Genomic DNA, 23,717 nt, shown 5'->3' with positions numbered 1-23,717 from the left:
TTATAAGCCCAGCCCTAGTTTTGATTTTAATGATTGTTTACGTGATTCTGCTTTGGGTTCTGGCGCTGTACTCACAGAAGTAATTTCAACTTCTGGTGCATGGCCATCCACCGGTACAGATGTCGTGGATAGATTGGGTTGGCTCATGTGAATTAAGCCAAAGGTGGCCAGCATCCGCAGACGCTCAGCACGTTCCCGTGGTGGCGTCTTTTCCAATTCTTTGAGCAGTTCAGGGTGGCTCCCTGGGGGAATGTTGACGACAACTCTCATGATCATGCCCCATAAAACCAGAAGCCTCGGACGTTCGCCAAAACAGACTGTTCCGGCACGATGATCTTGCTTCGTGAAAAAATCTCCTTGGCCGCTTCCTTATAAGCCATGGCTCCACCTCCGGCGATCAATACCAAGTCCGCATTGATGCTTTCGTCACGCATGGATTGGCGCATGGCTGTAAGAGCAACAGGCGCTACCTTTTTCATGGCAGCATTCAGATAAGGTGAAATATCGACTTTTTCTCCAAATAGCAGGACCTGTAAGTCGCCGGTTCTCATGGCTTTTTCAAGTCGATCCATACCTACTTTGGCACCGTGATCTTCCGAAATCAGCTTATCAATAGTTTCCAGTAGCACGGACATTGCCTGAAGACTGGTTCCTGATGAGCTGTAGCGAATTTCTCCGGCCTCAAGGGCAACCCAATCAACAGAAAAAAAGCCTGGATCTATGACGACGACGCGACCTTCTTCAATCAAGCCCAAATCTCCACCCGTTTGAACCAGATCCATATAGGCACCGGCAGGCTGCGGCAGCACTTTGACGTCATGAACTGTGATGCTGCGCTTAGGCGTCACTTGATGGACACCTTGTAAACGCTGCACAAGGTCAGACTTACGTTGTGGTTCATGAAACTGGGAAACCGGTAATCCAGTGACAACCAAATCGATGGATTCTGTTTCAGCCATTAACAAGGCGGCATGAAAAAGCGCCTTGTAGGTTTTTGTGGTCGGATATTCCGGGTGAAGCTCTCGTTCCCAGCCTTGAAGGCGTCCAGCAGGAACACCAGCGGCCCAACGCTCATTATCGACAGACACATACAAACAAGTGTCATCATCGCCTCCACCGATACGCTCTGGCATACGATCCGCAGGACCGGCACCCGCAGGCAGAATAATGGTTTTCGGTTCACTGCCTGATTGGCCAATTGCCAGCTTCAGGTTTGAGTAACCGATATCTACGCCTAGTACAAACATACTTATCTCCTGTGCACTCAAAGTGCTCTAACGGTTTTCAATCAACCGCACTGGCCACGCTTGGGCATTTCCAAGTGCTCTGGCGGTTCACTCAAATGTCATTATCAGGATTCGGTGCACTGGCGGTGGGCAGAAAGGTGACAAATCCTTTCATCTATCTGCCTATTGCATTTTCGCAAAAGTATGAGAATAGGCTCTGTTTGGCGGCGGATGACCTAGTCAATAAAATCGAGACGCCAAACGTCGTTTGCATTCTGGCCTGAACTCGCCAAACGGTTTGTATCTTCATGACGATACGTCTTTTTAGGCGTTTTTAAGTGAAATCGGGCTGTATCCCTTGTCAGGTATGGGATTGCGCGAGTTGATTTATATCGAGACGCCAAACAGTGATTGTTACGGCAGTTTTACGTTTGGCGTTTCGATCCAAAAGCCAAACGGATAGTGGTTTTGGCTTTTGGGGTTAATTGGATGGGGAAATTGGTTTGGTAGAAATCGTCAATGAACAATGGAAAGCAGAGGTATCAGATTTACTTCAGCAAGAAACGGACAGGCTAAAAGCGCTGGCACGAGCTGAAGTTGATGACTTTTGGGTTACCCATTACAAGGTTCGTGAGAATGCGCCCTTTAAAGACTGGGGTCTGCTTGGTGTCCGTATCAGAGACTTTAAGTATGGCTTTGGCATCGAGTGGTACATCAACAGTTTTCACGGTCAACGAGGCAAGCGCGTGGTCTTTAGCAAGGGACTGCGTATTTCAAAGACGAAGCTGAGATACTCATTTTTGGACTGCCAAGGTCTAGCCAAAGAATGGGAGTTAGCGCTGGCCATGGAGAAAGAGGAATTCTTCAGTGATATTCGACGCCAAGTTGATAAGCTCAACATGCTGCGTCGCAGAGTGAATGCCTATTGAGTTAACTGCGCTACTTCACTCGCGGCAACTGGTCCCAGCGTGTTGTGTAGGCGGGAGACAAATGCTCTCGCTTCATCGACCAATCTTTCTTCGTTCCTTGTCCAGCAAAGAAAACCTTTCCGGCACCACTTTGGTTAATGGTGTCCAATACAGACATTAACTGTTGGCTATTAGAGCGGGTCGATACGTCATCGAATAGTCCTGGTTGAAACATGCCTGGATCGTAAAAGTCAGACAGCATGACGCCCGCTTTGGCATAACGAAAACCATCCTTCCAAATTCGCTTGAGTAAGTGATTGGCCAGCTCGATAAAATCCCGCGTATCGCAACTGGGGATCAGTAACTCGCCCGATGCGGAATTGCTGTACTGCGGCTCGTTGTCCTTAAAGGGGCTGGTTCGTATAAACACGGTCATCACTTTGGCTTGCTGCTGTTCTTTGCGTAGCTTCTCAGTGGCGCGGGTTGCGTACTCACATACGGCCTCACGTAACAATTCAAATTGCGTTACTTTTGCGCCAAATGAACGGCTACAGACGATTTGTTTTTTAGTTGGCGGGATCTCTTCAAGTTCAATGCACGACTCACCATTGAGCTCTCTGACGGTTCTTTCTAAAACCACCGAAAACTGGTCTCTGATGGCTCTAGGAGAGGCATTGGCGAGGTCTAAGGCTGTGGTGATACCCAACGCATTTAAACGCTTAGAAAGCCGTCTACCAACGCCCCAAACATCAACAACCGGAACTAATGCGAGCAATCGACGTTGCCGTTCTGGATTGGTCAGGTCTACAACGCCCTGAGTGGCTGGATACTTTTTAGCGGCATGGTTTGCCAGTTTGGCGAGTGTTTTAGTCGGTGCAATCCCTACACAGACGGTGATCCCAATCCAGTGGCCTATGCGCTCTCGCACTTGTTGTCCGAACTCGACAAGAGATATGGCAGACTCAATACCGGTTAAGTCCAAAAACGCTTCGTCAATGGAGTAGACCTCTACTCGTGGTGCCATCTCCTCCAAAGTGCGCATCACTCGACTGCTCAAATCTGCGTACAGCGCGTAATTGGACGAGAATGACAAAATACCATGGCGCTGCATTTCAGCTTTGATTTGAAAAACGGGTACGCCCATTTTAATACCGAGTAACTTAGCTTCACGCGAGCGTGCAACCACGCAGCCGTCATTGTTGGACAGCACCACAACCGGCGTATCTTTTAAATCAGGACGAAACAGCTTCTCACAACTGGCGTAAAAGTTGTTGCAGTCCACCAAGGCAAATACAGGCATGGGATAGTCACGACTTACGGCGCATGTTTCGCACCACATTGGTGACCACACCAAATATCTCTAACTCTGTCCCTTCGGGAATATGGATGGGTTCATACGCCCGGTTTCTTGGGATCAGCTTGACGCACGGCCTTAGTTGAAGCTCCTTTACCGTGAGTTCACCATGGATGCCAGCGATGACAATGTCACCGTGTTCTGCTTGGACAGAGCGATCAACCACCAGAATATCATCTGGGTGAATCCCGGCATCAATCATAGAATCACCTTCAACACGCACAAAGAACGTTGCAGCCGGTCGTTTGATGCAAAGCTCGTTAAGGTCGAGCGTTTGCTCAACATAATCCTGCGCTGGTGAGGGAAAACCAGCAGAAACACGTTCCATGAACAATGGAATACGAAGGCGCTTGGCTTTGATGAAGGCAAGTGCGCCGCTACGGCCTATCAGCGAGACACTCATGACGAACCTCGAAAAATCACAATTAATACTGTTTGTTTATACAGTATCTAATGCTATGCTGATTTCTACAAGTAAAATTGTAGGTAAAACTGTAGTTGTTCGAGTAAGACGTTGTGTCGTGGGTGATTTCTTTTTTGTGGTGAAAAACTTGATGTGGGGGGATCGCTCGCCCTCGTCAAAGCCTGCAAGGCTTGGACAATACTGCTTCTGCCTACTGCTCTTGTTTCTGTTACTGATCCTGTTACTGCTACTGGTTAACGCATGGGTTAGGTAACCGTCAGACAAGGCTTGTTGAACCCTTTGCAAAGGGTTTAAAAACAGTTAGTAAAATTCTGCTTCGTATTGAATTTACTGGCTTAAAGCGAAGTCAGGAGCATCATTAAAATACTCAGTCAAACTCAGTCAAACTCAGTTAAAGCCTTTTTCAACCGTTTGAAAAGGGGTTGGCTAAGCCATACGTAAAGGGTATCGGTAAGGGTTACCTAAAGGGTTTAGCTAAGGCTTTCTGAAAGGCTTATCCAAAGCCTTCATACATGGGTTCACCCAGTAGAAAGATTAAAAAAACGCTGAGGTATTCAAGGTGCATTTTGAAAAACCTGTGGCACAGTGAAATAACCCAAAGCGAACAATAGAATTGAAGAGGAACCATCAATGACAAGAGCCCCTGCGCCATTTCCGCTAGAGCGCCTCGCGGATATCCCAGAAAGACCAGAAGATTTTAGATTGCTGGAGCGTATTCCATTAACGCGTGAGCCGCAGTCCTGGCCACTTGAACTTTCTCCTATGGTAGGCGATGAACAGCCAATGGTGCTGCTCGATACAGAGACAACCGGACTGTCTGCCGATGATGAGTCCATTATTGAGCTTGGTATGGTTAAGGTGCTTTACAGCCCCTCTGCTCAGCGGATTGTGTCGATTGTTGATGTGATCAGCTTGTACGAAGATCCCGGCAAGCCAATCCCCGAGCTGATTACCGAGTTAACCGGTATCACCGATGAGATGGTGCAAGGCCAGCACATTGATGATTCACTGGTAACGAGTTGGTTATCCGATGATCCGCTGGTGGTTGCACACAATTCGCAGTTTGATCGTCCTTTCTTTGAAAAGCGGTTTGCTGCATTAGGCCATCTATCTTGGGCCTGTTCAGCCAGTGGCATAGATTGGAAGGCGCTGGGTTTTGAAAGTCGAAAGCTTGAGTACCTGCTGCTTCGCTTAGGTTGGTTCTATGAAGGACACCGAGCTGCAACCGATTGTTTGGCGATGGCCTGGTTGTTTCATTTGTTGCCCGAGTCCGTTGCAAACTTGTTGTCTGAAGCAGACAGGCGAACTGTGTTAGTTCGTGCGTTTGGTGCGCCGTTTGACGTAAAGGACTATTTAAAAGAGCGTGGTTACCGCTGGCATGACGGTGTTAAAGGTGCCAACAAACATTGGTGGCGCGAAATCAGCGAAGACGAGTTGCCGCTGGAGCAAACTTACCTAGATGATTTGTACCATCGTGGCTCAGAACATGCCCACTATGACTACAAAGATGCCCGCAATCGATTTAAAGCTTTGTAGCTATAAGGTAAGCCTTGCATATTTTAAAACCTCTGGAAAATGGAAAGTGAACTCATGGTTTAACCAATAAGAGGAATCTTTCCATGTACCAAGACACCTACATTGAATACTGGGGCGAAATCTTCGTCTCTGCCCGCATCATTGAATTTGGCATCACGTTCGAGCGCTTTCTTAAAGATCCATGGAAGCATTTGATGTCCTGTGGCCAAGAGTCTGCCCCAGACGCGATTGCTGAAGGGATGCTGCCATTGCTACCAGCCCAGGCAGAAGTTGCTAGGCGTGTTCGAGAGAATGAATTGCGTCAGTTGGCATTCCAGCGTGAGCTTCTAACAAGGCCAGAAAAGAAACATTCGAACAATGTCAAGCCAATTTTTATAGCCAACAAGACGACTTGTTGATACTATGAGACCTAATGAAAAAAAGTAGGTTGCTTGATGGCATTCAATCGATGGCTTCCTAGTTTTAAATGATTAGGGCTTGTCCCAGATGGATTGAGAGGCTGACAGTGCAAGACAACACTGGACTTGAAGAGCTTAGCCAAGCACAGAGAGAACGACTCGCTCATATTGATTTCACTTTGTTATTTAAAGGTGAAGCTGGGCGTAGTTATTTAACCGAGCGATTTAGCGTAGCGCCGTCTGTGGCAACACAAGATTTTGCGCGGTACAAAGAGTTGGCTCCTAACAACGTTATGTATGACGAAAAGCGCAGAGTGCACTTGAAGACGAGCGCATTCCAGCCGTTGTTTGATTATGACGTTGTTCGAACTCTTGCGACGATAAGCCAAGGGTTCGGTGATGGCTTTCTTGGCAAGGTCAGGCCACCTATGGCTTGTGAAGCACCATTCCATCTCAATAAGCCGAAATTGGAAGTTGTAGCGGCTATTAGTGAAGCCATACATAAGCGCGCTGTGATTAATATTGAGTACACCTCATTGTCGAGTGGTCATGGGAGCAGGCAAATAGTTCCTCATACCTTGATTGACAATGGCTTGAGATGGCATGTCCGAGCATTCGATAGAAAGCATAGAGAATTTAGGGATTTTGTTTTAACCAGAATAAGTGAAGTTGAGTTGTTAGAGGATGAGGTTAACGACGAAGTTGAGACTCTTCAGTGGGATAAGCAATGGAACCGAATCGTTGAGCTAGAGCTGATACCTCATCCAAAACTAGCACATCCAGAAGCTGTATCGATGGACTACGCAATGGAAAACAATAGGTTGCGTGTAGAGATAAGAGCTGCGTTCGCTGGATATTTACTGCGTTTATGGAATATCGATTGTTCAAAGAATTGTAAGAGCAATGGGCGAGAGTTCCATTTAGCACTTAAAAATCCAGAAGCACTATACGGCGTTGACAATGCTGCACTCGCTCCTGGATATAGCGAATCGTGAGATGAATTTATGAATATAAAAGAATATTTAGGCGATCTTATCGGAGGCAGTTTATTGATAACTGAATCTAGAATAATCGCAGAATCACTACTGAAAAAACTTCCAGAAGATGAGTGGAAGTCGCTGATCGTTGAGCAAAATGTTCTTCAGAAAAAATCCGGTCAGACGGCTATTCGTTATGCCAGAACAATCCGTTGGCGTATTGAAGGCCTGGGTGATGAGTTTATGACTGATCTTTTAGCCGCGAGTGAACGTGCCTATGTCCAAATGCTGATGATGTCATTACTCATTCATTCTCCGGTTGTCGCTGATTTTATGCGACTTACCTTAGCCGAAGCTCGTCGCACCTATAAACCCTCTTTAACCGCTGATGCATGGTCTGAGTTTTATGACACGAGAGTGCGGGCATATGCCGAGCTTGGCGGTTTTTCTGACTCAACTGTCAAAAAAATGGGTAACAACGCAATTAAGGCACTGGTTGATAGTGGCTACCTGAGTGATAGCAGGACAAAGAAAATACAACCTGTTTACCTAATGCCAGAAGTTAAAGACTGGTTAGTTCGTCTGGGCCGGGAAGATTTGATTGAGGTAATGGAGTGCACAATATGAAGGCTCTTCAGACCAGGCTTGATCTGATACTGGAACGAATTGAAAGCCCTAAGTTTTTGAAAAACGATGGCTTGGGCAATGAAATTGGATTTTGGGTATTTGACTATCCAGCCAAGTATGAACTGCTTGTACGAGAGCACATTAAGCACGTTGACGAAAAACTCAACAAGCGTGGTTACCGCTTTGTCCATCTCAATATTTTTGAAGTCTTGATAGATATGCTTGAGGAGCGAGGCCTTTTCGACCGAGCTTGCCAGCGTGAATTGCAAGTCGGTGTTGATGGCCTTCGAAAAACACTAGCCGGGCCTCTGAGCCAAGAGAAAGTGGCAAGGTATATCGCGGACAAATATAAGCCATCAGAACTTGAGTTTGTGTTGCTGTCAGGCTTAGGCAGTGCGTGGCCTCTTATCCGAGGACATGAGTTACTTAGTGCTCTGCAAGACGTTATGGGTAGCACGCCATTAGTGCTTTTCTATCCGGGTGAATATAGCGGAAGGGATTTGCATCCTTTCGGCATGATCGAATCTAAAAACTACTATCGCGCCTTCAAGCTTGTGCCTGAAGACGGTAAAAAAAATTAAGAGCAGGGAGCCTCCCGAATGAAAATTGAACAGATTTTTTCCAAGAAGTTGACGCGTGATATTAACGGCGTTGTTAAAGCTGAACAGAAAGACAATGACAGTGTGTATGTCGAACTTGATGAGTATGTTGTTACCCGAGAGTTAGATAGACACTTTCGTGCATTTTTTGAGGCTTACGTCCCATCTGTGACGCAAAGCGGCGCATCAATGTCAGGTAAAATTGGTGTGTGGATCTCTGGCTTCTTTGGTTCGGGTAAGTCTCACTTCCTGAAAATTTTGTCTTACCTCCTAGAAAATAAATCTGTCGAAAAGGATGGACAAGGCCGCCAAGCATTTGAGTTTTTTAAAGACAAAATCAACGATGCCATGCTGTTGGCCGATATCCAAAACGCTGTTACAAAAGATACAGACGTTATTCTTTTTAACATCGATTCACGAGCCAATACGGATGACCGAGAAAATGCCATTCTTAAGGTCTTCCTCAAAGTCTTTAATGAGCGTGTAGGATACTGCGCTGATTTTCCTCATATTGCGCACTTAGAACGCGAGCTTGATAAGCGTAATCAATACATGTCTTTCAAGGACAAATTTGCTGAGTTGACTCAATCAACTTGGGAAAAGGAGCGTGACGCCTATGACTTCTATCGAGACGAACTTTCAGAAGCACTCGCTCATGCCAGTGAGCAATCATTAGAGTCTGCCAAAGCGTGGGTTGAACAGGTTGAAAACAATTTCCCGCTAGATATCCGAAACTTCTGTAAGTGGGTTAATGAATACTTAGATCGAACTGGGGATCGTAACCTTCTTTTCTTAGTCGATGAAGTCGGTCAGTTTATCGGTAAGAACACACAAATGATGTTGAAGCTTCAGACCATTACTGAAGATCTTGGCACATATTGTGGTGGCAGAGCTTGGGTCGTTGTTACCTCTCAGGCAGACATTGATGCTGCCATTGGTGGTATGGATAAGCGCGATGGCGAGGACTTCTCTAAAATTCAAGGGCGTTTTAGTACCCGCTTGCAGCTGTCGAGCTCGAATACCTCGGAAGTTATTCAAAAGCGTTTGTTGTCCAAAACGGAAGAAGCTCGTACACATCTCATCGATGTCTTTGCTGAAAAGGGCGATATTCTTCGTAACCAGCTGACATTTGATAAAACGACAACCGCGTCTCTAAAGGGTTACACCGACGCTCCGTCTTTCGTGGACAACTATCCGTTTGTGCCTTATCACTACACGCTGGTTCAAAAAGTGTTTGAGTCAATTCGAACAAAAGGCGCGACGGGTAAGCACTTAGCCATGGGTGAGCGTTCATTACTTGATGCTTTCCAATCAGCTGCAAAACAGATGAAGGACTCTGGCCTTGATGTATTAATCCCGTTTTACAGTTTCTATGCACCGATTGAAAGCTTTTTGGAGCCAGCGGTTAAGCGAACGATTGACCAAGCCTGTGAGTTGGATTCCTTAACAGAATTCGATGGCAAGATTCTAAAAACTCTTTTCTTGATCCGTTATGTGGACGTTGTCAAAAGCACACTAGACAACCTTGTAACGCTGTCAATTGATCGAATCGATGCAGATAAAATTGCGCTGCGTAAACAAATTGAAGAGAGCTTAAATCGTCTTGAACGCCAATTGCTGATTGCGCGTAATGGTGATGAATTTATCTTCCTGACCAACGAAGAAAAAGAGATCGAAAACGAGATCCGCCACACTGACGTTGAAATGTCTGAGGTCTCTAACAAGCTTTCAGCAATCGTATTTGACGGTATTTTGAAAGGTAATCGTGCCTATCGTTACCCGATTAATAAGCAAGACTTTGCGGTGAGCCGTTTTTGCAATGGTCATCCAAAAGATGGCACCGCGCTGGAAGACCTAGTCATTAAAGTCATTTCACCTTTGGATTCGCACTTTGAAAATTACTCCCACGATCAAGCGTGCATCAATCATACGCTTGAGGCTGATGGGTGCGTGCTCGTCAAGCTGGGCGAACATAAGCGTCTTTGGGATGACCTGACAACCTTTATAAAAACTGACCGATTCTTAAAACAAAATTCAGGACAGCGACCAGAGCAAGAACACCTTCTCCGCGAAAAGCAGATGGAAAATATTGAGCGTGAAAAACGCTTAAGAACGGATTTTGAAGCTTTGTTCGCCGAGGCGGACGTTTACGCTATCGGCACAAAACTACCGAAGAAATCAGCAACGCCAAGTGCCATCGTCGAAGAAGCATACAAATACGTTATCGAAAACACCTTCGCTAAATTGAATATGCTCAAGGCAACGCCTGGTGAAGTTTTGCGTGAGCTACAGGCCGTTCTTGTTGCTGATGATATTGCTCAGATTGGACTGGATCTTCAAGCGGATGAATGTAACCCAGATGCTACGCGTGAGGTTGAGCAGTACGTAACGCTAAAAGTCGAGCGTAATGAGCCTGTTTACTTACGTGACATCGTTGCCCGCTTCGGCAAGCGCCCATATGGCTGGCCAGACAATGAAATCTTATTGCTCACTGCAAGGCTGGGCTTGGCTGGAAAGGTATCTTTTAGTACCCAAGGCACAGATCTGGCGTTGAAAAAAGCTTACGAGCCGTTTACCAGCGTGCGTAAACGCGGCGAGATCCGTGTACATAAAATCAGGCAACATGACGAGCGCCAAATTAAAAAGGCTGCTGGTCTTGTTAAAGAGATCTTTTCAAAAACCTTTACCGGCTCTGGTGAAAAGGAGCTCTACGAATTAGTGCGCGATGAATTACTGGCTTGGAATGAAGAGCTTAAATCATTCAGAACCAAGTCACAGACAGGCCATTTCCCAGGTAAATCTCAAATTGACGATGGTCTTGCATTGGTCGCGGGTATTCTTGAGCAAACTTCAAGCTTCGCCCTTATCGCCCGATTCTTAGAAGACGCTGATGCCCTTGAAGAGTTTGCTGAGGACTTTGAGGATCTTGATGACTTCTACAACAGCCAATTTCAAACTTGGCAAGCCCTTGCGGGCGCATTGAACGAGAAGTTTAAGGCCAATAGACCCGCGTTAGAAAAAGACAGTGAAGCATTAAAAGCGCTCACTGAATTAGAACGCATTTACAATATGCCCTCACCGTATGAGCAGCTGCGCCATATTAATCCGCTTATCGAGCAGGTGGCAAAAGTTAACTCAACATTGGTTGAAGAAAAACGCACTCATGCCTTAGAGCGTGTTGATCTGCGCATCGGACGTGTAAAAGAAGCGCTAGCTGAAGCTCATGCACCGTCTGAACTACAGAACCAAGCACTGCGCCCGTTACAAATGTGCAGACAGCGCATTGAAGCGACCTCTTCAATACCACAAATTATCAGTGAGCAAACTGAAGCGGAAGGTTACGAGGACGAAGCTTATGAGTTGCTGAATGGCTTTATCGAAGATCAACGCAAAAAAGCTGAAGCTGAGCAAAGACGTCGTGAACTCGAACAGAAGAAACGCGAAGAGGAAGCAGCGAAAGCCGGTAAAGCAGCTCCAGCACCTGAGCCAGCCCCTGAACCAGTGCAGCCACAGCCGGTTGCAAAACGTACCGTAACGATTAACCCAACCGATGCCATGGCTAAGTCAGTAACAACCGGATTCATTGAAAGTGAAGACGAAGTTGATGCCTATCTTGCCGCTTTAAGAGAGCAGCTGATTGCTGCGGTCAAAGCTGGCGACCGCGTACGAATTAAGTAAGGGGCTTATTATGATCAAAAGAATAAGCGTTAGCGCATTCAAATCGTTAGTTGATTTTGAGTTAAACCTTGACTCGAAGTTTAACTGCATCATTGGTTTAAACGGTGCAGGGAAAAGTTCGGTTTTACAATTATTTAGCTATGTATCTGCACTTATTGAAGGGAAAATTGACCGTTGGTTAAGTGAAAGAGGTTGGGAAGAAAAAGATGTGGCTTCTCATTTCTTCCCCACACGAGAAACGTTTGACCTTGTACTCGATATTGAGCTTTCAGATAAGCAATTGCGTTGGGAAGCCACTTACAACTGGAAAAGAGGCCTGTGTACAAGTGAGACACTAACGGATTTAGCCAATGGTCATCAGCTTCTACGTCTATATCAGGGAAGACTTAAAACTAAGCGTGACACTATTCCGGATCTTATTTTCAAATATTCAGGTTCAATATTGTCTGCTTTGGATGATTCAGCTTTACCGCAAGAAGCCGTCATTTTCCGAAATTTTATGACTAATATCGATAGCCATGACCTTTTATCGCCTAAGGTTATGCGTTCAGGTCGTTTTGCATCTGAAGGAAAAATAGGTAGTGCTGGTGAGTACTTGATTAGTTATATACACAAGCTTGATAAGAATTCACAAGACATACTATTAAAGAACCTATATGGCTATTTCCCTCAAGTTGTGAAAATAGAAACTAAAACTGAGTTAAATGGCACATTAAGCTTGTTGCTAACAGAGCGGTTTTATAATGATGATGGTTATTACACTGATGTTGTAACTAATGCCAAGCATATCAACGATGGCATGTTGCGTATTTTAATCATACTGGCGAGTCAAAGAACTAGTTCGAAATTCCAGCAATTTGATGAAGTTGAGAATGGTGTTAACTCTGAAATAACCGAAAAACTGGTCGAGGCATTCATAAACTCACCTCAACAGGTGTTAATTACAACACATAGCCCAATGGTGTTGAATTATATAGAAGATGAATTAGCTAAGAGCTCTATAACTCTTGTATATAAAAATAAACAAGGACATACCAAAGCAACAAAATTGTTTGCTTTGCCATCTCTGACTAAGAAGCTTAATTCGCTGGCTCCTGGCGATGCCATGCTTGACGTGTACCTCAAAGATGCCGCTGAAGAAGCTGAACTTCTGGCAAATTCCTCAGAGTTGAGTCGGTAGGTTCATTATGATTACAAGCATCTTGGTAACAGGTGAAGGTAGCTCAGATATGGGGGGATCAAATAATGGTCATTCAATATCTAGTGGGGCATCTTACAATCTTGGTCCAATGGCATTGTTGGCTGTTCGTTTATTGCGAAATATTTTACCTACTTGGAACGAAGACTACTTAGATTTTCAATCACCAACTGATTGGATTACCTGTATTTCTGGTAATGAGTTGGCACGTCAGGCAAAGAATGTTCGCAAACATCGACCAAGTAAAAAGTTAAAAAAAGGCTTCATTGAGCATGCTAATAGAGCAACAACAATGGCTGGTTATGCAAAAGACAATGGACACCAGTTGGCGTTCTATTTTCACGATACTGATAAGTCTGATTTTACTGACTTACATCAATCTATCACCTTAGGTTTTAATGGTGTTGATGGTGTCGGAGGGATACCTATGATCCCCAAGCCAACTTCAGAGGCATGGTTGATATGTGGACGTAAGTCAGACCCATATGCTCATTGCGCTACGTTAGAAACGCAATTGTCAGGTAATGATGCTGCGTCAGCTCAAAATGCTCCCAAGAAAGTGTTAGCTCAGTTGCTAGGTCTAGAGGTGGGCGTAGAGCCAACAACAGAGCAACAATATGCAGAGGCTGAGTTGATAGATGTCACGCGTATCAACATGCCAAGCTACAACCAATTTAAAACAGATTTAACCAGTGCCATCGAAGTCATTTGTGGTCATGGAACAGCGAGAACATAATGAATACTGCAAAACTTAAAAAATATGCTCCCCAAGCAAGACGTGAATTTATCTCAGCTGTTTCAAAGCAATTAAATCAACTGGGGATTTACAGTGACAAGCAAATTTCTGACGTTAAAGAGCAAGGTTCTGTTCTTTCTATCGAAGGAAAAGCCTTTCCAATAGGTATAAAAACAGCGAGAGAACGTTTAGTCAGAAAACTTAAGACTTTCGGTTATGCACAACTTATCGAACAAGTAGCCTATACCTGGTTCAACCGTCTGTGTGCTATTCGCTATATGGAAATCCATGACTATCTAGGCCACGGTTTTCGTGTTTTGTCGCACCCAGACAACCCTAAAGGCTTTGAAATTATCGACCATGCCCAAGACGCTGCGGATGAACTCGGATTAGATAGAGCTCGCATTGTTGAACTCAAGCTTGCGGGCAACAAAGACGAAGAGCTGTATCGTGAACTGCTGTTAGGCCAGTGCCATAAGCTTCATGAAGCGATGCCTTTCTTATTTGACGCATTGGACGATGAAACCGAGCTTCTTCTACCAGACAACCTAACACGTACCGACTCAATTCTGCGTGGATTGGTAGACAGCATTCCTGAAGAGGACTGGCAACAAGTCGAAGTGATTGGTTGGCTTTACCAGTTTTACATTTCTGAAAAGAAAGATCAGGTAATGGGTAAGGTGGTCAAGAGTGAAGACATCCCTGCCGCCACCCAGCTATTTACACCCAACTGGATTGTGAAGTACCTGGTACAAAACTCAGTCGGTCGCCAATGGCTGCAAACCTACCCAGACTCTGCCATTAAAACGCAGATGGAATACTACATTGAGCCTGCTGAACAATCTGACGAAGTTAACCAACAGCTAAAGGCTATTACGCCAGAATCTATTGAACCTGAAACCATCAAAGTACTTGACCCAGCTTGTGGTTCGGGCCACATATTGATTGAAGCCTATAACGTGCTAAAAGCCATCTACGAGGAGCGTGGTTTCCGCTCTCGTGACATTCCAAAGATGATTCTGGAGAACAACCTCTACGGCCTAGACATTGATGATCGTGCAGCGCAGTTATCTGGCTTTGCGCTGATGATGATGGCTAGAGATGACGATAAGCGTATTTTTACCCGTAACGTGCGACTCAATGTACTGTCATTGCAGGAAAGTAACCATATCGACCTGCCGACCTTATGGAAAGCACTCAACCTATCGGGAAGTTGGCAAAGCGGCACATCACAAGGACTGTTCTCTGACGAAGAGCAAGATTTAAGCTTGTTCAATGCAGACAACCGCTACCAACTGCTGAAGCGAACGTTGGCAAGATTTACTCAGGCCAAAACCTTTGGTTCTTTGGTTGATGTACCAAGCGATGAGTATGATCAACTAAGAGAGCTACTTAGCACACTTGTCGAGCTGCAAGAATCAGGTGACTCAATGCAAAAGCCTGCGGCGAAGCAATTGATTGAAATTGTTCATCAGGCTTTGGTTTTATCTATTCGTTACGATGCTGTTATTGCGAATCCTCCCTATATGGGAAGTAAAAGCATGAACTCTCAGTTGAAAAAACTCGCAAAAGATGACTATGCAAACAGCAAGGCAGATTTGTATGCCATCTTTATGGAGAGAGGTTTTAGCTTGCTCAATGAAAGAGGATTTAATGCCCAAATTAACATGCACTCATGGATGTTCATAACTAGCTTTGAAGAACTAAGACGTCGAATTTTGCAATACAAACGTATAGTTACTATGGCTCATCTAGGGGCAAGAGCGTTTAGTCAAATTGGTGGAGAGGTAGTTCAAACAACAGCTTGGATTATTAACAATACATACATAAATAGTTACAAGCCTGTATTTTATCGTCTTGTCGATGGTGATGAGAATGAAAAGAAAATCAGCCTTTTGAATCGGAATAATGAGCATAGCACGATAGAACAAGAAAACCTTACGAAGTTGCCAGGTTCTCCTGTTGCATACTGGGCAAGCTTGGATTTTATCAAATTAATGGAAAATGCTGACTTATTGGATGCGCGAGCGGTTAAAGGGCTTGATACCAATGGTAATATTGATTTATTCCTCAAACGTTGGCATGAAATAGATATAAATAAATTTAGTGAATTTGCTAACGATAGTAAAAAATCAGTCTGGTACCCTATCGCTAAAGGAGGAGAATTCAGAAAGTGGTATGGAAATAATGAATACGTTATTAATTATGAAAATGACGGTCAAGCATTAAAGGCCAATAAGGCAAACTTGAGAAATATGGATAAATATTTTCAAGAAGGTGCTACGTGGACCGTGGTTTCAACAGCAGGATTTGCGGTTAGATATTTACCTAGAGGATTTACTTTTGATCAAGGTGGATCTGGAATATTTGTAAGCACTAACGACAGATATTCGATATGGGATGTTCTATCAAGCCTTAATTCTTCAATTGTGTACGGAGTTGCTAAATTACTTTGCCCAACTTTGAATTATACAACGGGTGATGTTAGAAAATTTCCTATTTGGAAGTTTGAATGTTTAGAAGAAGTAACCAAAGAGTTAGTCGATATTCATAAAAAGGATTGGGATTCGTCAGAAGTTTCATGGGGTTTCCAGAGAAATGCGCTTTTAGATGAAGTGGCCGAGACCAATATAGAGTGCTCTTTGGAGAAATGCCTGACTAAACAGTCTGAGTTAGTCAGTAGGGCAATTGAGTTAGAGACTCTAAATAATAAAGTCATTGAGAAATCTTTTGATAATGTTGAAAAGGAAAACATGCTTGATGTATCAAATATTACGATGCTTGTTAATCCTTTGTATTCATTTGGGTCAAAAAGTGTTGATGATTTTAAACCATTGTCAAAGTCAAAAATAATATCAGAATTAATATCGTACTCCATGGGGTGTATGATGGGGAGGTTTTCTCTTTCGAGGAAAGGTCTTGTATTTGCTGGGTCAGCAGGTCGTGAATTTGATGAGCTTTTAATTGATGGTGCTTATGAGGGTTTTATTCCCGATGAAGATGGAATTATTCCGTTAACTGATAGAGAGTGGTTTAAAGATGATGCTACCAACCGATTCCGCGAGTTTGTTCAGGTTGTTTGGGGTGAGGAACACTTACAAGAAAATCTCGATTTTGTTGCCGAGTCACTGTGCTTAAATGCCATAAAGCCCAAGAAATCAGAATCAGCGCTTGAGACGATTCGCCGTTATTTATCGACTCAGTTCTATAAAGATCACCTGAAGACTTACAAAAAACGCCCTATTTATTGGCTATTTAGCTCAGGCAAACAGAAGGCTTTTGAGTGCCTGGTTTACCTGCACCGTTACAACGAGGGCACGCTTTCGCGTATGCGTACCGAGTATGTCACCCCGTTACTAGGCAAATACGATGCTTATGCAGAGCAACTTGAGAAGCAGATTGAAACGGCAGACTCGACCAGTGAAGCGAACCGCTTCAAGAAAGAGTTAGATGCTTTAATCAAGAAACAGGTTGAGCTACGAGAGTTTGATGACAAGCTAAAACACTACGCAGATATGCGTATTTCACTGGAGCTTGATGATGGTGTGAAAGTGAATTACGGCAAGTTTGGTGATCTGTTGGCTGATGTTAAGGCCATTACCGGTTCAGCCCCGGAGGTTAACTAATGCAGATTAGCGAACTGGCACAAGGTGTCGCTGCCAAACTCGAACAAAGCCGCATTGTGTTTTGGTACGACCCAGAGCAAAGCTTTACTGAAGAGCTTGAGCATTTAGCTAACGCCCTATCTATTGCAAAAGAAGGGCTTGCAAAAGAAACAGGCGATAAAGCGGTAGATATAACTGCCAGGGTACTGCCAAATGATTTGACCATACTCAATATGGGCAATGAATCCGTATTAGCAGTGAAAAAACGCATAGAAGTGGATGAGCCTGAAGCTAAATTCCTTATCTATTTTCCAAGTGCTGAACCAGAGCCTGACCGTGATTGGTTGCTAGACGTGCGTTTGTACAGCGAGCAGTTTTTTGCTGATCACAGCTCCATGCTGCTTAATGAGCTGGGTATCCCGAAAATGGCGCTACGCACGCACATTCGTAAGCGCCAGAGCTTTTTTGCCAATAAACAGCGCATAGCCGGTTTAAAAAAGTGGGTGACTGAGAACGAAGACGAACTGTCGTTAGACAGGAAGATGATGGCAGTGGTTGTAAAAGCTGATTCTGCGTCTTTGTCGGACATTCTGCTTGGGTTACTTCGCGCTTATTCCACGGCGCTAGACGCGCCCGCCGCTGGCGCTGACGGCTTATATGAAGATGAAAGCCTTGGCCAGCCCGATGCCTTTAAACAAGTGTGGAGCCAGCTAGGAAAGTTTGATCTTGAGACCTCACTCTGGGCATATCTGAGTGAGGGTTTTGGCTATACAGTCGAAGAGCCAACCTTCTCAGACTTCGTGTTGAAATTATTCTGTACTGAATTCTGGAGCCAAATTGAAGGTGTTGAACGCGATTGGTTGCTTAACAATGTTCTAAAAAGCGCATCAGGCCGGGCGACAGCCTTGGCGTTTATGGTGAGCTGGCGCGACAGCCGCTCTTTCGCCGCTTACTACGAAAGAATCTCTAAGGTGCTTAGCCAACAGTTGGAAATTTCGACTCGTGCTGGCCAGTACCATCCGGTTGAGCTTATCGAATGCGAAACGTTCGAGGCTGTGGAACAGGCCATAATCCGTGGTTTAGTTCGTGATTTGCTCGATAGCAGTAAAGCGCTAGACCGGGTTCAGTTTGATACGGTCTTATCAAGACGTCTTGCTAGCCACTGGACATTGTCACGCAAAGAATACTTCGCAATTTATGAAGCTATCCGCAACGCTGAAGAGTTAATGCACTTGCGAAATCGCTATGTGGACGGGTTCCACTTTGATAACGCGAAAGCAATGTACGACGCCTATACCACAGACATTTATCGTTTTGACCAGGCTTACCGTTTGTTCAATGAGCATGTGCACTCTGTATTGAGTAAAGGTGCAGACATACTGCGTCAGCTCGACGACGAAGTCGAAAGCATTTATACCAACTGGTACTTATATGAGCTTGGCCTTGCATGGGATCGTCACTTGGCCAATCAAAAATTACTTGAAAAGTGGCAGATTTCTGGCGTACCGCACCAGTATGACTTTTATGAAAAAGAAGTTCGCACACGACTGAGTCTGAAACAGACAAAACGAGTGTTTGTGATCATCTCTGATGCCCTGCGTTTTGAAATTGCGAATGAGCTTGGCGCTATCATTAACAACGAGAAGCGATTTAAAGCTGAGGTGTCTACGCAGTTGGGTGTTTTGCCGAGTTATACCCAACTTGGGATGGCGGCATTATTGCCTCATAAAGCACTCAGTTACCAGCCAGAACAAGGCACGGCTGTTTATGTGGATGGTATTTCTTCACAGGGTTTAGACAACCGCAACGCCATCCTACAAAAAGTAGGTGGTATGGCGGTGAGCTCTAAGGAGCTGATGAGCTGGAGTAACCAGGAGGGGCGTGACAAGGTTCGAGACGTAGAAGTAGTTTATATCTATCACGATACCATTGATGCGATTGGTGATAAGGCAGCAACTGAAGAGAAAACGTTTGAAGCCTGTCGTAGTGCCATTGAAGAGCTAAAAGACCTCGTTGGGCGGGTCATCAACCGTCTAAACGGCAGCCGAGTTGTGATCACTGCTGACCATGGCTTCCTTTTCCAACAAAAAGCACTTGTAGCGGCTGACAAAACCTCGTTGAAAACCAAACCTGCTGGCGCGATAGAAGCCAAGAAACGTTATATCGTTGGTAATAACTTGCCTTCAGATGAAGCCTGTTGGAAAGGCTCAATTAACGATACGGCTCATGGCTCTAGTGATACCGAGTTCCTGCTTCCAAAAGCGGCTCAACGCTTCCACTTCGTTGGTGGTGCCAAGTTTGTGCACGGCGGAGCGATGCTACAGGAAGTCTGCGTACCGGTACTGCATGTGCGCGAGCTGCAAAAAGAACAAGCAGCAAAACATGAGAAACAACCGGTAGGTGTTGTTGCAGCCACTCAGCCCATCAAATTAGTAAACAATATCGACAAGGTCAGATTTATTCAGACAGACCCTGTAGGCGAGCGTTTTGTCGCACGGTTGTTGGATGTCTATATCGTCGATGCACAAGGTAATGAAGTATCCAGTCGTGAAACGATTAACTTTGATAGCGTGAGTAAAGTGATGGATGAACGTACTCGCGAAGCTAGGTTAAAGCTTATTGGCTCTCAATTCGACAGGAACGCTCAATACACATTAGTACTTGAGAATGCGGAAATGAGAACCCGTTATAGCCAATACGCGGTAACCATTGATTTGGCATTCCAAGATGATTTTTTCTAAGGCGCTGGGGTGAAACATGACAACTGATTTTTCACAAGATCATAAAGACGAAAAAAATCAGATGCAAAGCGCCGATTTAGACGCATTGCTCAACCAATATTTTAAAGGCCGTGTCGTTCGAAAAGATCTGACAAAGCAATTGAAAGAAGGCGCTAACGTCCCTGTCTATGTGCTTGAGTATTTACTAGGCATGTATTGTGCGTCCGATGACGACGAAGTTGTAATGCAAGGCCTTGATAATGTGAAAAAAATCTTGGCTGAGAACTATGTCCGACCAGATGAAGCGGAGAAAGTGAAGTCACTGATCCGTGAACGCGGCACGTTTAAAATCATCGACAAAGTAAGCGTTAAGCTCAATCAGAAAAAAGACGTCTATGAAGCTGCGTTGTCTAACTTGGGGATCAAGGATGCCCTTGTACCGACCAAAATAGTACAAGACAACGAAAAATTATTAACTGGCGGTATCTGGTGCATTATTACCGTGCAGTATTTCTTTGAGGAAGGTCAGAAGACATCACCTTTCTCCATTATGAGTTTAAAACCGATACAAATGCCGTCCATGAACATGGATGAGGTGTTTTCAACCAGAAGATATTTTAGTACCGATCAGTGGATGGATGTGTTGCTTCGTTCCGTGGGTATGGAGCCAACCAACTTAGAGCATCGGGTGAAGTGGCATCTTATTACTCGCATGATCCCATTCGTTGAAAACAACTACAACGTTTGTGAGCTCGGACCAAGAGGGACAGGTAAAAGCCATGTCTACAAAGAGTGCTCACCAAACTCATTGCTTGTCTCGGGTGGACAAACAACTGTGGCGAACTTGTTCTATAACATGAGCTCGCGCCAAGTTGGGTTGGTCGGAATGTGGGATGTTGTCGCCTTTGATGAAGTAGCGGGTATTAACTTTAAAGACAAAGACGGCGTCCAAATAATGAAAGATTATATGGCGTCAGGGTCTTTTGCCCGTGGTCGTGATTCAATCGAAGCGAAGGCTTCCATGGTATTCGTCGGTAACATCAATCAAAGCGTTGAGACACTGGTGAAGACCAGTCATCTGTTGGCACCTTTTCCTGATGCCATGATTGACACTGCTTTTTTTGACCGTTTCCATTCCTATATTCCTGGATGGGAAATACCGAAGATGCGTCCTGAGTTTTTCACCAATAGTTACGGATTAATCACAGACTATCTTGCTGAATACATGCGTGAAATGCGCAAAAGAAGTTTTGCGGACGCTATCGATAAGTTCTTCAAACTCGGTAATAACCTTAATCAGCGTGATGTAATTGCTGTACGCAGAACGGTTTCGGGCTTGTTAAAGCTTCTACACCCCGACGCACAGTACACAAAAGATGATGTAAGAGCCTGCCTGACCTATGCGCTGGAAACTAGACGTAGAGTCAAAGAGCAATTGAAAAAGCTTGGCGGAATGGAATTTTTTGATGTGCACTTTAGCTACATCGATAACGATTCATTAGAAGAATTCTTCGTCAATGTACCGGAACAAGGTGGCAGCAAGCTAATTCCTGAGGGCTTACCTCGCGCTGGTGTCGTGCACTTGGTTACTCAGGGAAGCACTGGGCAGCTTGGGTTATATCGCTATGAAACCCAGATGATGGCTGGTTCTGGTAAACACTCAGTGTCTGGCCTTGGTTCGAATACCGCAGCGAAAGAAGCTGTGCGTGTTGGCTTTGATTATTTCAAAGGTAACCTGAATAGAATAAGTGCGTCGGCGAAGTTTTCTGATCATGAGTATCACCTCCATGTTGTTGAGCTCCACAATACGGGGCCAAGTACAAAGTCATCGCTCGCTGCATTAATTGCGTTCTGTTCAATTCTGATGAACCGACCGATTCAAGAGCAGATGGTTGTTTTGGGTGAGATGACTTTAGGTGGTGTTGTAAATCCTGTTCAAGATCTTGCAGGCAGTCTTCAGTTAGCTATGGACAGTGGCGCAAAGCGTATTTTGCTCCCAATGGCCTCAGCCTCAGATATTCCAACGGTTCCTGCTGAGTTGTTTTCAAAATTCCAGATCAGCTTTTATGCAGATCCCGTCGATGCCGTGTTTAAGGCGCTTGGGGTTAATTGATTAGGTGTCGTTTGACGCGCCATTTTATGGAGTAATTACAGGTATGTTTACCAAAGCTCGTTTCTTTAAATGTGCATTGCAGGTAAATCCGGCAGGATACATAAAATATCGTGGGCAACAGCAGAGCATCACGGAAGATGAATATAACCAAAATCTGCTTGCGGCATCACTGGAAGCGGGCATAGAGGTCATTGGATTAGCTGATCATGGTTCAGTAGATGGTGTTGATAAAATCCGCAATCTTTTTGTTGAGAATGGGATTGTTGTTTTCCCCGGCTTTGAGATTGCGTCAAGTGAGAAAATTCACTTTGTTTGTCTGTTTGATGAAAACAAAACTTCGCAAGAACTTGAACGGATTTTGGGGCGTCTAGATTTACTTGATCCAGAGGAAGGTATATTGCCGACCAACCTCACAGCAATTCAGCTGATTGATAAAGTGAATGAGATAGGTGGATTTATCTTTGCCGCACACTGCATAAATGATGATGGTGTGCTCAGTCGAAAGATGAACCATGTTTGGAAACATGAAGGGTTGATGGCAGCTCAGATACCAGGTGACAAGTCGATTGAAGATCTTAAAGGAATAGAAAATGATTTCTACCGTAAGGTCTTCCTCAACAAAGATCCTAACTATAAGCGCGAGCGCGAAATGGCTGCTATTAACTCCTCAGACGTTGCAAAACCAGAGGATATCAAAGCATCGGGTGCTTCTTGTTTGATTAAAATGACCAACCCTTGCTTTGCTTCCTTTAAGCAAGCCTTTTTAGATGCAGGTTCAAGAGTTCGTTTGAACTCAGATAAGCCAGAAAGCTATGCTTCGGCAATTGAGCGTATTCGATTTGTTGGTGGTTATCTGGATAGCGTCGATATTGAACTATCGGACCATCTCAATGCTGTGATTGGTGGTCGTGGAACTGGTAAGTCAACCTTGTTGGAATGTATTCGCTATGCTTTCGGATTAGAACCTAAAACACCTAACGCAATCAAACAGCACAAAAGTGTCATTGATACTAACCTTGGGAAAGAACGAGGTTTAGTTGAAATTACGTTGCGTTCATCAGTTATGCACGGTCGCAGATTCAAAGTAAGCCGAAAACACGGTAGTGATCCGGTAGTGGTTGACTCCCAAGGAAATATATCCCCCTATCTTCCAACGGATCTTTTGCCTGGTATAGAGCTTTACGGGCAAAACGAAATCTATGAAATGACACGAGATGAACAAAGTCGTAATCAGCTCATCGAACGTTTTCTTGAGGGCGAACATGAAAAGTTTGATGCAGATATCACTGACGTTTTAGCAAAGTTAAAAGATAATCGAGAATCCATCAAGCGAGTCCTAGGTCAGAAAGATGACATTGAAGCAGAGGTCGAGCGCTTACCTAAGTTATTGGATCAGGCAAAACAGTATCAAGCATTAGGTATAGATGAAAAGCTGGAGCTTATTCCTAAACTTGAAAAAGAAAAACAGTTGAATGGTCAGATTGGTGAGGATGTTGCGAGCGTCCAACTGGCTATCGATGCGCTCAAAAACAGTTTGCCAGACGCGGTTTCGCATAATAAGTGCAATTGGTAATTGAGAAGCCAGCTGATAGAGTCTGCGCTTCTCCCGACCAAGAGA

General features: G+C 44.6%; 17 protein-coding genes. 13 read left to right on the top strand and 4 right to left on the bottom strand.

Features of this window, described 5'->3' with window-relative positions:
- On the bottom strand, positions 1-270 hold the full coding sequence (locus CFK45_RS14115) for a hypothetical protein (RefSeq protein WP_087726346.1): 270 nt from the start codon (positions 268-270) through the stop codon (positions 1-3).
- 2 nt (positions 271-272) lie between these two features.
- Positions 273-1,247 carry a ParM/StbA family protein gene (locus tag CFK45_RS14110; protein WP_096087099.1) on the bottom strand — a complete coding sequence of 325 codons (975 nt, stop codon included), beginning with the start codon at positions 1,245-1,247 and terminating at the stop codon, positions 273-275.
- Between the two features lie 482 nt (positions 1,248-1,729).
- On the opposite strand from CFK45_RS14110, the gene mobI reads away from it, so the two are divergent.
- Positions 1,730-2,155, top strand: coding sequence for a conjugative transfer protein MobI(A/C) (gene mobI, locus CFK45_RS14105; protein WP_201284758.1), 426 nt, complete (start codon positions 1,730-1,732; stop codon positions 2,153-2,155).
- Positions 2,156-2,165: 10 nt separating this feature from the next.
- Here mobI and umuC read toward each other — a convergent pair whose 3' ends face one another.
- On the bottom strand, positions 2,166-3,434 hold the full coding sequence (gene umuC, locus CFK45_RS14100; protein ID WP_096087098.1) for a translesion error-prone DNA polymerase V subunit UmuC: 1,269 nt from the start codon (positions 3,432-3,434) through the stop codon (positions 2,166-2,168).
- A gap of 7 nt (positions 3,435-3,441) precedes the next feature.
- The gene (gene umuD / locus CFK45_RS14095) at positions 3,442-3,891 is read right to left on the bottom strand and encodes a translesion error-prone DNA polymerase V autoproteolytic subunit (protein ID WP_032479288.1); all 450 of its coding nucleotides are present in this window, start codon (positions 3,889-3,891) and stop codon (positions 3,442-3,444) included.
- Between the two features lie 651 nt (positions 3,892-4,542).
- Here umuD and CFK45_RS14090 point away from each other — a divergent pair.
- From CFK45_RS14090 to CFK45_RS14035, 12 genes are all read left to right on the top strand, one after another.
- On the top strand, positions 4,543-5,448 hold the full coding sequence (locus CFK45_RS14090) for a 3'-5' exonuclease (RefSeq protein ID WP_095498764.1): 906 nt from the start codon (positions 4,543-4,545) through the stop codon (positions 5,446-5,448).
- An 83-nt stretch (positions 5,449-5,531) separates the two neighbouring features.
- The gene (locus CFK45_RS14085) at positions 5,532-5,846 is read left to right on the top strand and encodes a hypothetical protein (protein WP_096087097.1); all 315 of its coding nucleotides are present in this window, start codon (positions 5,532-5,534) and stop codon (positions 5,844-5,846) included.
- A 107-nt stretch (positions 5,847-5,953) separates the two neighbouring features.
- Entirely contained in the window at positions 5,954-6,841 is an 888-nt protein-coding gene (locus CFK45_RS14080; RefSeq protein WP_001901419.1) for a WYL domain-containing protein, read from the top strand.
- A 9-nt stretch (positions 6,842-6,850) separates the two neighbouring features.
- Complete coding sequence (locus tag CFK45_RS14075; protein ID WP_096087096.1) at positions 6,851-7,450, top strand: DUF1819 family protein; 600 nt, start codon at positions 6,851-6,853, stop codon at positions 7,448-7,450.
- Entirely contained in the window at positions 7,447-8,031 is a 585-nt protein-coding gene (locus tag CFK45_RS14070) for a DUF1788 domain-containing protein (protein WP_010129448.1), read from the top strand. Before CFK45_RS14075 ends, CFK45_RS14070 begins: the two co-directional genes overlap by 4 nt.
- An 18-nt stretch (positions 8,032-8,049) precedes the next feature.
- Positions 8,050-11,727, top strand: a complete 3,678-nt coding sequence (gene brxC / locus CFK45_RS14065) for a BREX system P-loop protein BrxC (RefSeq protein ID WP_096087095.1) — start codon at positions 8,050-8,052, stop codon at positions 11,725-11,727.
- Positions 11,728-11,737: 10 nt separating this feature from the next.
- Positions 11,738-12,907, top strand: a complete 1,170-nt coding sequence (locus CFK45_RS14060) for an AAA family ATPase (protein ID WP_096087094.1) — start codon at positions 11,738-11,740, stop codon at positions 12,905-12,907.
- Positions 12,908-12,914: 7 nt separating this feature from the next.
- Positions 12,915-13,661: a hypothetical protein gene (locus CFK45_RS18355; protein ID WP_143247599.1), complete on the top strand. Its 747-nt coding sequence runs from the start codon at positions 12,915-12,917 to the stop codon at positions 13,659-13,661.
- The gene (pglX, locus tag CFK45_RS14050; RefSeq protein ID WP_096087092.1) at positions 13,661-17,287 is read left to right on the top strand and encodes a BREX-1 system adenine-specific DNA-methyltransferase PglX; all 3,627 of its coding nucleotides are present in this window, start codon (positions 13,661-13,663) and stop codon (positions 17,285-17,287) included. Before CFK45_RS18355 ends, pglX begins: the two co-directional genes overlap by 1 nt.
- Positions 17,287-20,007, top strand: a complete 2,721-nt coding sequence (pglZ, locus tag CFK45_RS14045) for a BREX-1 system phosphatase PglZ type A (protein WP_096087091.1) — start codon at positions 17,287-17,289, stop codon at positions 20,005-20,007. Before pglX ends, pglZ begins: the two co-directional genes overlap by 1 nt.
- A gap of 61 nt (positions 20,008-20,068) precedes the next feature.
- Positions 20,069-22,099 (top strand): protease Lon-related BREX system protein BrxL, encoded by a 2,031-nt coding sequence (gene brxL / locus CFK45_RS14040; protein ID WP_204378487.1) that lies wholly within the window; start codon positions 20,069-20,071, stop codon positions 22,097-22,099.
- Positions 22,100-22,142: 43 nt separating this feature from the next.
- A complete protein-coding gene (locus CFK45_RS14035; protein WP_239923695.1) occupies positions 22,143-23,672 on the top strand; it encodes an AAA family ATPase in 1,530 nt (509 codons plus the stop codon).
- The last annotated feature ends 45 nt before the right edge of the window (positions 23,673-23,717 follow it).

Origin of the sequence: Agaribacterium haliotis (assembly GCF_002312815.1) — a bacterium.
Lineage (GTDB): Bacteria > Pseudomonadota > Gammaproteobacteria > Pseudomonadales > Cellvibrionaceae > Agaribacterium > Agaribacterium haliotis.
Note: the sequence above shows the minus strand (reverse complement) of the source record. Positions and strands in the feature narration are given on the sequence as shown.